Below are 13,086 nucleotides of genomic sequence, written 5' to 3'. Positions count from 1 at the left end.
ACGTCAGTTCCGGCGCAACCGCAGTGGGGCCGCGGTTGCGCCAGTAAACCGGTCCGGTAATCCGTCTGAACTGGAGCCGACGGCGTTCCCGGTTACGGAACTCGAGGACGGACCGTCCGGGTGAACCGGCGGCCGACTCTACGGGTCGACGTCCTCGAGCGCACGACCGTCGTCTGACCAAGAATTATTACGCTACCCCGCATGACTCTGGATATGGACGATACACCGCAGGAGATAACGAGTCTCGTCGGCCGGGAAGTCTACTCGAACGGCGGCGTCTACGTCGGCGAGGTCGAGGACTTGCGACTGAATCTCGACGGCCAGGCAGTCACCGGACTTGCGCTGGGGAACGTAAACCGCGAACTCTTCGGCGACGTGACGGGCCGCGGCCAGGGCGTCATCGTCCCCTACCGGTGGGTTCGAGCCGTCGGCGACGTCATCATCGTCAACGAGGTCGTCGAGCGCGTCCGTGAACCCGACGAGGAAGAAGAGGAGATCATCGCCTGAGCGACAGGGTCCGAACCACTCCAGCGCCTCCACTCGAGCGATTACGACGATAACGGAGCTTTTCTGTCTCCCGTGGTCGACGAATCGCCCCTAGGAGCCGTTCGATCCCTCGCTCCCGTCGACGCCCATCGCGTCGAACAGCGTCCGTTTGACCGCCTCCTCAGTGAGATTCAACAGGGTTTCCCGCGTGTCGTCAGAGATCTCGATGCCGGTGAAGATCCCGAGCGGAATCTCCGCGCTCCCCTGTTGTGAGTGGCCAGCTGCCTCCCCGATCTCGCCGTAGGCGTCCTCCAGCACGTTGCCGATGTTCATGCGGATGTCCTTCGACCGAGCCGCGAGGAAAATCGTCTCCTCGGCGATGCCGAACACCGCGGTCGTCGTCACCCCCTCGAGATTGAGCAGGTGATTCGCCGCCTGGGTGAGCGCCTCCCGGTCGCGAACGAAGCCGGCGTTGCTGACGAGGTGGCTGCCCTGGACGTCCCGATTGGCGATCGCCTCCGCGAGGACGTCGAGGGTCTCGGGCGACATCGACGGCGACTCCACCTGCTCTAGGGTGTCGTGGTTCGCGAACGGGTAGAGGTAGGCCGCCGCGGTGAGGTCCGCGGGCGTCGTATCGCGTTTGAAATCCAGGGTTTCGGCGCGGATGCCGTACAGAAGCGCCGTCGCCACCTCCTCTGAGACGTTGACGTCGAACTCCTGGATGTACTTCGTCATGATCGTCGACGTCGAGGACATGTTCGGCCGAACGTCGACGAACGCCGGCTCGAGTTCGTCGGCCGGCTCGTTGTGATCGATCACGATGTCGACCTCGAGGTCCATCTCGCCGGAGACGGCGTGATCGACCAGCGCGACCGTGTCGTACACCGACCGATCCTCGAGGTCGTCCCACCGGAGCAGGTCGATGCCCAGGAGGTTGACGAACGCCCGGTTCTCCTGGTGGCCGACATCGCCGAGGTAGATGATGTCGGCCTCGACGCCGAGGTGATCGGCGATCGCCTGGATGGCCGCCGCACTGGCGATCGAGTCCGGGTCGGGGCTGTCCTGGGTGACGATTGCCAGCCGACCCGACGTCTCCTCGAGGAGTTCGGCGAGCTGGGCGGCGTTGTACTCGAGTTCGCCCGACTCGAGCGCTCGCAGGGCGGAGTCGGCGATCACCGCCGACGGGTTGATGACGACGTCGGCGCCGAGGTCGGACAGTTCGTCCCCGGAGACGGGATCGCTCGCGCGCGCGACGACGAACTGGTCGCCGTCTAGCTCGAGGATGTTCTCGACAGCCCGTTTGTTGGCCTCGACGTCAGAGGCGAGGATGAGGACGACGCTCCGGTCGACGACCAGCTCGGCGGCCTCCCGTTCCTGGATGTCGGCAGCCCGGGCGTCGAGGTCCTGATCCCGAAGCGATTCGACGCGGCCCTCATCGCGGTCGACGATGAGCACGTCTTTCCCTTGCTCGACGAGCTCCTCCGCGACGGCGTAGCCGACGCTCCCGCACCCCAGGATAGCGTAGTCGGACGTCGACGAGATGGTAACCCCCGTGTTCATGTTGCCGAAGGGTCGAACCCGGTGTACTTAACGCTCCCGAAGACTGTTACGTTTTGGTGCGCCGAGGGTGAAGACCACGTGACGTGATCGGTTTGCAGTGGCATCGCAATGCAAACCGCCACCTAAGGGAAACCTATATCAACGGCGGGCCGGAATTCCGATACAGGGCCGGTAGCTCAGTTAGGCAGAGCGTCTGACTCTTAATCAGACGGTCGCGTGTTCAAATCGCGCCCGGCCCGTGCAACGAACCGATGAGCGCAGCGAATCGGTGAGTGAACCGGCAGGCACGATTTGAACGCAGGGAGGAGCTTTGCTCCGACCGTGTGTTCAAATCGCGCCCGGCCCGCTTTTGCTCCGAGCAATGCGAGGCGCGACCAGCGAGAGCGCCTCGAAATGGCGAACGGTGAACGGAGTGATCCGTGAGCAACTCCGCGAGCGGTGAGTCTCGGAAACCGGAAAAGCAGTTCACCGATCGACTCCCTTATTTGTCCGCTGGAGAAACCGCGGTCATCGGTATGCTCGACCCCTTCCGACGGATGATGGCGGTCGCCCGGCCACGGGTGACCGGACCGGTGACGGTCGGCCACGGCGTAAACGAGTTTCTGGCGATCGTCATCCCGCCGGTGATCCCGCTTTTGGTCTCCGACCTCGGGATCACCTACGGCCAGGCGGGCTTCCTGCTCACCGTCTTTTTCGCCATGTACGTACTCTTCCAGCTTCCGGCGGGGATCCTCGCCGACTGGCTCGGAAAAGAACGGGTGATGATCGTCGGACTCGCAGGGATGTCCGTCGGGATCTTGCTCGCGAGTATGGCCAGCAGCTACGGCCTGTTGCTGGCAGCGCAGGCCGTCGCCGGCATCAGCGGCAGCACGTTCCATCCGACGGGGATGTCGATCATCAGTGACGTCGAGAACCGGGAAACAGAAGGGAAGGCGATGGGCGTGTTCGGCTTCGGCGGGGCACTCGGAACGATGTCCTCGCCGCTCATCGTCGGCGGGCTGGCGGTGCTCGTGGGCTGGCGGGCAGCGCTCGCCGCCGCGGCGCTGATCGGAATCGTCGTGACGCTGGCGAGCGTTCCGTTCCTGCTCGCGTCGGCCGGGTCGACGAACGGTTCGGCCCGGACGGACGGGGGGCGGGGGCTCTCGATCCGGAACGGACTCCGATCGGCGAGGCGCTCGATCGCCGTCCCGATCACTCGCGACGTCGTGTTGCTCTTTCTGGTCACGATGATCCTGTCGCTCCAGCATCGCGCGATCCAGACGTACACCACCGCCTACATCACTGCGGAAACCGGCGCCTCGGTGTCGGTCGGAAACGTGACGTTCTTCACGCTGTTGCTCGGGGGGAGCCTGGCCTCACTGTGGGCGGGCGATCTCGCCGACAGGTTCAATCGGGAACTCCTCGGCGCTGGCGCGGCCGTCGCCACCGCGGTACTCGTCGGGGGAACGCTGCTCGTCGCTCGAGTGCTCGGCGGGTTGCCCTTCGAGCTGGTGGTGGTCGTCCTGGCCCTCTGGTTCGCCGCCATCGGGGTGATGATGTACGCGAGCTATCCGGTCAAGAACGCGCTGGTCTCGGAGCGAGCCGACGAAGAGTACAGCGGTAGCCTGTTTGGCGTCATCCAGACGGCGTCGGCCATCGGGAGTGCGAGTGGGCCAGCGTTGTTCGGCGTGCTCGCGACGCAGTGGGGCGTGGTCGCCGCGTTCCCGGCGATCGCCGGCGTGAGCGTCGTGCTGGCGTTACTGTTCGTGGCGCTGCTGGCACTCGAGTAGCGTCCGTGCCGGCGACAGGTCGGTATATAGTAACAACTGAAACGGTTTACACACTGCTCGTAGTGGAGCGGCCAGAACTGGCAGAATAAGCCAGTTCTGGCCGCTTGATCCCGAGCAGGTGTGCAACGACTTTCAGTGGCTACTATAGCGACGCAGCCGAGCGGCTCGTCGTCGGTTCGAACGCGGAAAATGAACGCGGCCGATTACTCCTCGTCGTCGGCGCCCTCGAGTTCCTCGACGATCTCGTCGGCGTCGACGTCGGCGTCCTCGAGTGCGTCCTCTAAGTCGGCACCACCCATGCCGCCCATCATGTCCATCATGCCGCCCATACCGCCCATGCCCTCGATGACCTCCTGGACGATGACGCGGTCGACGCCGACCTTGTCGATGACGTCCTGGGCGATCTGCTGTTTCGAGAACATCCACTGCTGGTTCATCGTCAGCTGGGGCGTGGACTCGACGTAGAGCGTCTCCTTCTCGACCGTCTGGGTCTCGAACTCGGGTTCGGCGTCCTCGTCCTCGTCGTCCTCGTCTGGTTCGACCATGACCTCCTCTTCGACCTCATCGGTCTCGATGTGGAGTTCGGGCTCGACGTCGAGGTACATCTCGAACAGGCCGGCGGCGCGCTGTTCGCGGTCGTCGACGGCGTCGAGGACCTCGTACTCGTACTCGACGTCCTCGCCGGCGAGGGGGTGGTTGAAGTCGACGCGGGCGCGGCCGCCGATGACCGTCTGGATGTAGCCGTGGCGACCGTCGACGTGGACGTGGGCGCCGGGGTAGCGGTCGTCTTCGTCGATCTTCTCGATGCTGACCGTCTCGACGGCGTCCGGGTCGTACTCGCCGAAGGCCTCTTCGGCGGGGATCGTCACGGTACCGTCGTCACCGGGTTCGCTGCCGACGATCTCGTCCTCGACGGCACCGAAGATGTGCCCCTCTCCGAGGACGATGGTGCGGGGCTTGAACTCCCGGTCCTGCTGTTCGACGCCTTCCTCCTCGGCGACGTCAGCGTCGGTCGTGTCGACCAGCGTCCCCTCCTCGACGGTTCGGGCGGTGTAGGCGATCTCGACGAAGTCGCCCGACTGGAGTCCCGATGCCTCCTCTTCGGCGATCTCTTCTTCACTCTCGTCCTGTACTTCCTCGGCGTCTTCAACTTCCTCGTCGACGTCATCGGCCTGTTCGGCCTCCTGTTCCTCAGTCATACATGGTACGTCCCGCCGTCAACATTTAAGAGCCGCGTTTTCCACTTGGTCGGTCCGACCTGCCGTACCGGGGCGCCGACGCGTCGTGGCTGCGCCGGGAACTGCCACAGCAGCCGTCGGAACGACCGATACTTACGCCAGCCGTCCGTTCGAGCAGGTATGTACGAGGTCGAAGTCAAAGTCCCCGCCGATCTCGACGACGTCCGCGAGCGACTGTCCGAACTCGAGGCCGACGACCTGGGCGCAGTCGTTCAGGAGGACACCTACTACGACGCCCCCCACCGGTCGTTTCCGGAGACGGACGAGGCGTTACGGATTCGAAAGGAGACGACCGAAGACGGGCAGGACACAGTGAAGAGCAACGGTACAGCCAACGGCGCAGCCGGGATTCGGTTGACGTACAAGGGGCCGTTGGTCGACGACGAATCGAAGACGCGCGAGGAGGTCGAAACCGGCGTCGCGGACGACGAACGGATGGGCACCATACTCACGAACCTCGGCTTCGAGCCCGCGGCCACGGTTCGAAAGGGGCGAGAACGCTTCGCGCTCGAGGACTACGTTGTCACGCTCGATTCGGTCGACGGCGTCGGCGAGTTCGTCGAGGTCGAAACCGAAACCGACGAGGACGGAATCGAGTCCGCGCGTGACGGTGCACTGGCGATCCTCGAGCGGCTCGGCCTCGATCCCGACGACCAGCTCAGAACCTCGTACCTCGAGCTCGCACTCGAGGAGTGAGACGGAGTGTGGTGACGAGGTACCGGCACAACCGCCCCACGGTGGCGATTCCACCGGGACTGACGGACAGTGGGCTGGACGAGCAGGGGGCGGATCCAGCGAGCAGTACGACTGTCAGCACCAGCCACTGTGAGCGTCGTTCGGTCGCGCTCCCTCGAGATAACTGTCGTGCATCACCCGCGACGCCGGCCGCTCACGAGATACCCTCAGGGCTTGGCCCTTTCGCAAGGTATAGAACGGCACCCCTTGAACGTGGGACAATGACCGAGCGGAATATTCGGGTCGAACCGATCGACCGACGGGCGGTAGCCGATCAGGAGGTAGAGATCGTCGAGCGAAAGGGGATCGGCCACCCCGACTCGATCTGTGATGGAATCGCCGAGAGCGTCGCGGGAGCGCTCGCCCGGGCGTACATCGACCGATTCGGGAAGGTGCTTCACTTCAACACCGACGAGACGCAGCTGGTCGCTGGCTCTGCGGCGCCAGCGTTCGGCGGCGGCGAGGTCGTCGATCCGATCTACATCCTGATCGTCGGCCGCGCGACGAAACAGTACGAGGGTGAGGCGTTCCCCGCCGAGACGATCGCCCTTCGGGCTGCCCGTGAGTACCTCGACGAGACGATCCCGGAACTCGAGTTCGGAACGGACGTCGTCGTCGACGTGAAACTCGGCGAGGGAAGTGGCGACCTCCAGGAGGTGTTCGGCGAGGACGGCGCGACGGTGCCGATGGCTAACGACACGAGTTTCGGCGTCGGCCACGCGCCGCTTTCTGAGACCGAACAGATCGTCCGCAACGCCGAGCGGCGGCTCAACGGCGAGTACGCCGATCGCCATCCCGAGCTCGGCCCCGACGTGAAGATCATGGGTAAGCGTGAGGGCGATCAGATCGATGTCACCGTCGCCGCCGCGATGGTCGACGAACACATCGCGGACATGGACGACTACGCCGATGCCGTCAACTCCGTTCGCGAGTACGTGCTGTCGGTCGCTGAAGAGTACACCGACAGCGAGCTCGAGGTCCACGTCAACACGGCCGACGACTACGAGGAGGGGTCGATCTATCTCACCGTCACCGGCACCTCCGCGGAGAACGGCGACGACGGCTCCGTGGGCCGGGGCAACCGCGCGAACGGGCTCATCACGCCCAACCGCTCGATGTCGATGGAGGCGACGAGCGGGAAGAACCCGGTCAACCACATCGGCAAGATCTACAACCTGCTCTCGACGGACATCGCCGAGGAGGTCGTCGCCGAGGTCGACGGCATCCGCGACCTCCGCGTGCGCCTGCTCAGCCAGATCGGCCGCCCGATCGACCAGCCCCACGTCGCCGACGTCCACGTCGTCACTGAAGCGGGACTCTCGGTCGCCGACGTCGAGGACGACGTCCGGGCGATCGTCGACGACCGGCTGGCGAACGTGACCGACATCACCCGACGGGTCATCGACGGCGAGCTGACGACGTTCTGACCGGCGCTCGTTCTCGGCGCGGTCGACCCGCTTCGCCGGTTACCGGCCGAAGAGGGCAGTCGCTACGAGCGGGACGGCGACCGCGACCGCGATGGCGACGCCGATTCCGGCGAGGTAATCGGGCTCCTCGAGGGCGAACCCAACGGCGAGCATGGCGATGGCGCCGAGCTCGAGTCCGAGTCCGAATACGCTCATCTTCGCGTTCCCGCCGGCACGACGGACGGCCTCAGAGAAGGGAGTGTCGTCGCTAGCCTCGTCCTGGATGGACGAGAGTCGGAGGAACCAGGGAAGAAACAGCAAGGTGCCGACGCCCGCAAACACGCCGACGATGGCACCGTAGGCGAGATCCTCGAGCGCGAGTGCACCGACTGCGGTGAAGACGACGGCGTACATCAGTGCCGATCCGCTGCCGATCAGTTGATGGTTGCGACTATCACGTTCGACTTCATCTCCTACCATACGTCATGGCAACCAACCCACACAAATATATCCACTGATCCGATGTCCCGAGCCGCCGTCCCCGAACGATCCCGAAACCGACTCCGGAAGAACCAAGGCTCAGATCGAAGTAGTTACGAATCGAAATATCGGTGAGACAGTGACGGACTCGAAGCCGAGCGGCCGGAGCGTCGTCCTCGCCGTCGTCGCGAGTACGTTCTTCGTCGGCTTTGGTGGCGGCGTCATCTTTCCGATCCTGCCGAACCTGGGCGAGGTGCTCGGCATCTCTGCGTTCATGGTTGGCCTTATTCTGGCGGCCAACCGCTGGACGCGGCTCGTGGCGAACGCGCCCGCAGGAATCCTCGTCGACCGAATCGGCACCCGGACGCCGTTCGTCGTCGGGCTGGCGATCGAGGGCGTCGCGACGTTCGGGTACGTCGTCGCGATGGTCTCTGACGCGCCTGAGCTCTGGTTCCTCCTCGCGCGCATCCTGTGGGGGCTCGGCAGCGCCCTCGTCTTCGCGACGGCGTACACGATCACCGCCGACGTCAGCGAGGCCGACTCGAGGGGAACGAGCATGGGGATCGTTCGCGCGGGCATCACGTTCGGGTTCCCCGCGGGGCTCGTCCTCGGCGGCGTCACGAGCGAGATCTACGGAAACGCCGCCGCGTTCGTTCTGGCCGCCGCGTTCGCCGGCCTCGCGTCCGTCATCGCCTACTTCGTCGTCCCGGAGACGCACGTCGAGGGCCACGACGCCTCGGTGAGCCCGTGGGACCTCGAGTTGACGATTCCCGCGATCACCGTCGGGCTGGTCAACTTCGGGCTCTACTTCGCCTACGTTGGCGTGCTGTTCTCGACGCTCGTGCTCTACCTCGAGGTCGAGGGGCTGACGATCTCGACGGAGCTGCTGGGGTACGCCGTCGAGTTCGGCGAGCAGGGGACGTCGGGGATGTTGATGGCCGTCACCGTCCTCGCGGGGGCGGTATTTACGATCTCCGGCGGAGTTCTGAGTGACTCCGTCGGGGCACGCGTTCCGGTGCTCGTCGCCTTTCTCGTCACCAACTGCGTCGGCTTCGTGGTGCTCGCGCTCGCCCCGTCGTTCGCGATGGTGGTGGCCGGCTGCGTCCTGATCGGGGCCGGACAGGGCGGCGTCGGTGGCCCGCTCACCGCCTTGCTCGCCGATCTCACGCCCGAAGAACGGATGGGGCGGGCGATGGGGACGAACAACGTCCTCGGCGACGTCGGCGGTGGACTCGGACCGATGATCTCACTCCCGCTCGTCTACACGATCGGCTTCGAGATCATGTATGCCGTCAGCGCCATCATCGCCTTACTCGCAGGGGCGATCCTCGTGGTGGGCGTCTACACGCACACCGGACAGGTGAGCCCGACCATCGGAGATTCGATCCAGCGTGCCGATTGAGACGGATTGCTGTGACGAGTGACCGGCGCAACCGCGACCGTGGGGCAGGTGCGCTGGAATTGACTGCCAGCAGTCTGTGAGGTCACATCCCACCACGTTGTCTCTCGACGGCCACCTCGTAATTCCCTTATAGCCACGACCGTCTAGCCCAGCTATGCATCCGCCGGGAGCCGACGTCGTCCTCGTCCGCCACGGGGACGTGAGTACCAAAAGTCCGACCGTCAAGCGGTACATGGAGGGGACCCTCGTCGAGAACCTCGAGGCCCTCCTCGCCGACCGCTCGGTCCCCGGCGAGGTCGAACGGCAATGGAACCGGCCGTTGATCCACACGACCGAAGCGGCCGTCGCGGACGCGGCAGAGACCGCAGCCGACGCGTTCGGCGTCGTCTCCGCGAGCGCGGCGCTCGCCGTCACGCCCGAGAAGGCGGCGATCTGCGAGGCGCTCGCGGAAACCGCCCGGGCGCGGTACGACGGCGGGAGCTTCGCGATCGACGCCCACCGAGCCGAAAAGGACCACCCCTTCACCAGCCGAGACCTCGCTATCGAGGGCGGCGACGTCATCCGATCGGCGGTCGCCGAGGAGTTCGAGCCCGAAGTCGACCTCGACGATCCCGACCTCACATTCGGCGTCGAAGTCCGCGAGACGGCCGCCTACATCTACCTCGAGAAGGTTCCCGGACCGGGCGGGCTGCCGCTCGGGACGCAGGCGCCGATGGTCGCGCTGATCAGCGGCGGGATCGACTCGCCCGTGGCCGCCTACGAGATCATGAAACGTGGCAGCCCCGTGGTTCCCGTCTACGTCGACCTCGGCGACTACGGCGGCCCGGACCACGAAGCGCGTGCGATGGAGACCGTCCGGACGCTCTCCCGGTACGCGCCGAACGTCGACATGCGGGCCTATCGAGTACCGGGCGGCGACACCGTTGCCCTGCTCGCCGAGACGATAGAGCAGGGGCGAATGCTCTCGCTCCGACGCTTTTTCTTCCAGGTTGCCGAACACGTCGCCGCTGACGTCGGCGCGGCCGGCCTCGTCACCGGTGAAGCGCTCGGCCAGAAGTCGAGCCAGACGGCGCAGAACTTCGCCGTCACGAGCCGTGCGACGACGCTCCCGATCCACCGGCCGCTGCTCACGTGGGACAAACAGGAGATCGTCGCCCGGGCGCGCGAGATCGGAACCTACTCCGACTCGACGATTCCCGCGGGCTGCAACCGGGTCGCCCCCGATCGCGCGGAGACGAACGGTCGCCTCGAGCCCCTCCTCGAGGTCGAACCCGACGAGCTAGCGGCGCGTGCCGAGGAGGCAGCGGCGAACGCGACGCTCGTCGAGCCCTGAACGAGTCGCGCACTTAGTACTCCGCCAAGCGTCGACTGCAGGGTCGAATCGGCCTTCGGCGACGGATTCGACTCAGCAGAGCAGGCTCGGTAAAACACTCAGGCGACGGGGCGGTACTTCTCCGGCGTCGGCTCGGTTTGCCTGAACTGTTCGAGCACGGGCTCTAAGTCGGCAAAGCCCGCTCGTTTGACGACGTCGCCACTCCGGAGATCGTAGTCGACGACGTCGTGATCTGCCAGCCGCGGCAGGTGATTGTGAACCAGCGAGACGTACACTCGTTGTCGACGCTCCTCGTCGACGGCATCCATCGACGTCTCGGCCTCCCAGGCGGCGATCTGCAACGAGAGTTCTTCGACGTTTCCGTACTCGCGTTCCAGCAGTTGATACAGCAGGTATCGCCGTCTCGACGTACCGAGCAGGGTGTAGATGGCGTCGATGTCGGTCCCAGCGCCGTTCGGCCCGTGCATACTGGACGAACGTCCCGCAGGCTATTACAGGGTGATGCCAACACACATAGGTCTCGACGATTGATACTATCTTCTGAACGTCATTACTGACGAACTGCGAACCGTCCTGTGGCCGCGCCGGCACGCGGTTGTAGCGGTAGCGGGGCGAAAGCCCACCCGATCACAACCGGCAATCCGAGCGGACGATTCGAAAGCCGGCTCGAGCCGACCCGGGCCGGTGAGACCCGTTCCCGGGCGTCGTCACTCGAGGGTTCCGAGGACCGCGGTGACCACCTCGAAGTAGAGGACGAGGGCGACGGCCACGATCGCGACGGCGGCGACGAGCGAGAGGACCGGGAGGAGGACCGTTCTGGGGGACATTGGTATTCAGCACTAGAGTCACGGGCTCGAGAGTCATGAGCTTGGTGGTGATTCTCGACGGCTGTTATACGAGCGTTGAACGTCGTTGCCCAGCCGTTTCGACGGCCGCTGTCGCTGGAACGACGACCTCGTCGGTCGACTGCCAACTATTTCGAAGCGAAACCCTTTTTCAGGTCTCAGACTGACTATCCAGTCAGCACCTCGTGGGCTCCTCGACGGGATGGTCGCCTCTCGTCTCGGACGAGCAGCCAGGAGTAAGACGATGGGAGACGAGAACAACCCGGAGCGCCGATCGCAGCCCGACGAGAGCGATCCAGAGCGTCGACAACATCCCGACGAGAGTGACGGCGGTGCGCCGGCGGGTCCATCCGGTGACCGTTCGGTGAACGTCACCGACGGGAAGCTGTTCAAGCCGTTGATGGCGCTCTCGGCGCCCATCGTCGCCTCGCAGGTCCTCAACGTGGGGTACAACCTCGCGGACACCTACTGGGTGGGTCGGCTGGGAGCCGACCCCGTCGCCGCGCTGTCGTACTCGTGGGCGATCGTCTTTCTCGTCGTCAGCGTCGGTGGCGGGCTGACCGTCGCAGGGACGGTGCTCGTCTCCCAGCACAAGGGGGCCGGAAACCTGACCCAGTCGTACCACCTGGCCGGACAGACGCTCTCGTTCGTCACGGTTGTGGCGCTCGTCTTCGCACTCGTCGGCTACGTGTTCTCGCCGTGGCTCATCTCGATGGTCGGCGCGACGCCGGGAACCGACCCCCACACCATGGCGGTGTCGTACACCCGGATTATTTTCGCTGGCGTCGCCTTCATGTTCTGGTTTTTCATCTTCGATGCCCTCTCGCGCGGCTGGGGCGACACACGGACCCCGCTGTACCTGATGATCGTGAGCGTCACGATCAACGTCGTCATCGACCCCTTTTTCATCCTTGGCTTCCAGAACAACCCCGTCTTCGCGTGGGTCGGCGCCGAGGGACTCGAGGCCACGCTCTACGCCGCGACCGGCTTCGAGGGCTACGGCGTCGCCGGGGCCGCCGTCGCCACCCTCATCTCCCGCGGCATCGCCGCCGTTGCCGGGCTGTACCTGCTGTTTTCGGGTCGCGTCGGCCTCCAGCCGGAACTCGGCGACCTTCGATTGCGCGTCGAAACCGTCCGTGAGATCGTCGAGGTCGGCGTCCCGATCGGGGCCGAACAGGGACTGCGTGCGCTCGGCATCGCGGCCCTGACGGCGATCATCGCCATCGCGGGCGACGACGCCGTGGCCGCCTACGGTATCGTCAACCGCCTCTCCTCGCTGCTGTTTCTCCCCGCCCTGGGGCTCGCCCGCGGCACCGAGACGGTCGTCGGGCAGAACCTCGGCGCGGGGCAGGTCAAACGGGCGAAACACGCCGTCTACATGAGTTCGGTCGTCGTCGTCGCCGTCTTCGCGGTCGTGATCGCCGTCGCCTATCCGCTGGCCGAGCCGATCGTCGGCTTCTTCCTCGAGGCCGAGGCGAACGACGGCGACGTCGAGGAAGTCGTCCGGATCGGCGCGGCGTACATCACGATCGCCGGCCCCTCCTACCTCTTTCTGGGCGTCTTCCAGATGATGCTCGGCGGTATCAGAGGCAGCGGCAGCACGCGCGCCGCGATGCTGTTGTCGATCCAGGAACTGTGGATCTTCCGCATCCCTATCGCGTACGTGTTGCTCGTCCCCGTCGGAATGAGCGTGATCGGCGTCTGGTACGCGGTCGCGATCTCCTACGTCGCCTCGGCGATCATCACCGCCGCGTGGTTCCTCCGGGGCACCTGGACCGACAGCGTGATCGACGACCCCTCTCCACACCCACAGACCGACGACTGATCGTCGC

The 13,086-nt window shown here is 65.3% G+C and carries 11 protein-coding genes and 1 tRNA gene; 8 read left to right on the top strand and 4 right to left on the bottom strand.

What is annotated here, in order from left to right:
- Nucleotides 1-213: 213 nt before the first annotated feature.
- Nucleotides 214-507 (top strand): PRC-barrel domain-containing protein, encoded by a 294-nt coding sequence (locus NMQ09_RS08875; protein ID WP_255194229.1) that lies wholly within the window; start codon nt 214-216, stop codon nt 505-507.
- Between the two features lie 90 nt (nt 508-597).
- Here NMQ09_RS08875 and NMQ09_RS08870 read toward each other — a convergent pair whose 3' ends face one another.
- Nucleotides 598-2,046: a DHH family phosphoesterase gene (locus NMQ09_RS08870; protein WP_255194228.1), complete on the bottom strand. Its 1,449-nt coding sequence runs from the start codon at nt 2,044-2,046 to the stop codon at nt 598-600.
- Between the two features lie 165 nt (nt 2,047-2,211).
- On the opposite strand from NMQ09_RS08870, the gene NMQ09_RS08865 reads away from it, so the two are divergent.
- Nucleotides 2,212-2,285: transfer RNA gene (locus tag NMQ09_RS08865), tRNA-Lys, on the top strand.
- A gap of 276 nt (nt 2,286-2,561) precedes the next feature.
- The gene (locus NMQ09_RS08860) at nt 2,562-3,815 is read left to right on the top strand and encodes an MFS transporter (RefSeq protein WP_255194227.1); all 1,254 of its coding nucleotides are present in this window, start codon (nt 2,562-2,564) and stop codon (nt 3,813-3,815) included.
- Nucleotides 3,816-4,018: 203 nt separating this feature from the next.
- On the opposite strand, the gene NMQ09_RS08855 is transcribed toward NMQ09_RS08860, so the two are convergent.
- Nucleotides 4,019-5,014, bottom strand: a complete 996-nt coding sequence (locus tag NMQ09_RS08855; protein WP_255194226.1) for an FKBP-type peptidyl-prolyl cis-trans isomerase — start codon at nt 5,012-5,014, stop codon at nt 4,019-4,021.
- 159 nt (nt 5,015-5,173) lie between these two features.
- On the opposite strand from NMQ09_RS08855, the gene cyaB reads away from it, so the two are divergent.
- Nucleotides 5,174-5,749 (top strand): class IV adenylate cyclase, encoded by a 576-nt coding sequence (gene cyaB / locus NMQ09_RS08850; RefSeq protein ID WP_255194225.1) that lies wholly within the window; start codon nt 5,174-5,176, stop codon nt 5,747-5,749.
- A gap of 260 nt (nt 5,750-6,009) precedes the next feature.
- On the top strand, nt 6,010-7,215 hold the full coding sequence (locus NMQ09_RS08845; protein WP_255194224.1) for a methionine adenosyltransferase: 1,206 nt from the start codon (nt 6,010-6,012) through the stop codon (nt 7,213-7,215).
- Between the two features lie 39 nt (nt 7,216-7,254).
- Here NMQ09_RS08845 and NMQ09_RS08840 read toward each other — a convergent pair whose 3' ends face one another.
- A complete protein-coding gene (locus NMQ09_RS08840) occupies nt 7,255-7,674 on the bottom strand; it encodes a hypothetical protein (RefSeq protein ID WP_255194223.1) in 420 nt (139 codons plus the stop codon).
- A gap of 139 nt (nt 7,675-7,813) precedes the next feature.
- On the opposite strand from NMQ09_RS08840, the gene NMQ09_RS08835 reads away from it, so the two are divergent.
- Together NMQ09_RS08835 and NMQ09_RS08830 are read left to right on the top strand one after the other, a co-directional pair.
- Nucleotides 7,814-9,076 (top strand): MFS transporter, encoded by a 1,263-nt coding sequence (locus tag NMQ09_RS08835; protein WP_255194222.1) that lies wholly within the window; start codon nt 7,814-7,816, stop codon nt 9,074-9,076.
- A gap of 154 nt (nt 9,077-9,230) precedes the next feature.
- Complete coding sequence (locus NMQ09_RS08830) at nt 9,231-10,409, top strand: tRNA sulfurtransferase (protein WP_255194221.1); 1,179 nt, start codon at nt 9,231-9,233, stop codon at nt 10,407-10,409.
- 98 nt (nt 10,410-10,507) lie between these two features.
- Here NMQ09_RS08830 and NMQ09_RS08825 read toward each other — a convergent pair whose 3' ends face one another.
- On the bottom strand, nt 10,508-10,876 hold the full coding sequence (locus NMQ09_RS08825; protein WP_255194220.1) for a DUF7344 domain-containing protein: 369 nt from the start codon (nt 10,874-10,876) through the stop codon (nt 10,508-10,510).
- 778 nt (nt 10,877-11,654) lie between these two features.
- Between NMQ09_RS08825 and NMQ09_RS08820 the strand changes: the two genes are divergently transcribed.
- Nucleotides 11,655-13,079: an MATE family efflux transporter gene (locus NMQ09_RS08820; protein ID WP_255194574.1), complete on the top strand. Its 1,425-nt coding sequence runs from the start codon at nt 11,655-11,657 to the stop codon at nt 13,077-13,079.
- The last annotated feature ends 7 nt before the right edge of the window (nt 13,080-13,086 follow it).

The organism is Natronobeatus ordinarius, from assembly GCF_024362485.1.
Lineage (GTDB): Archaea > Halobacteriota > Halobacteria > Halobacteriales > Natrialbaceae > Natronobeatus > Natronobeatus ordinarius.
This window is presented reverse-complemented; position numbering and strand designations above follow the sequence as displayed.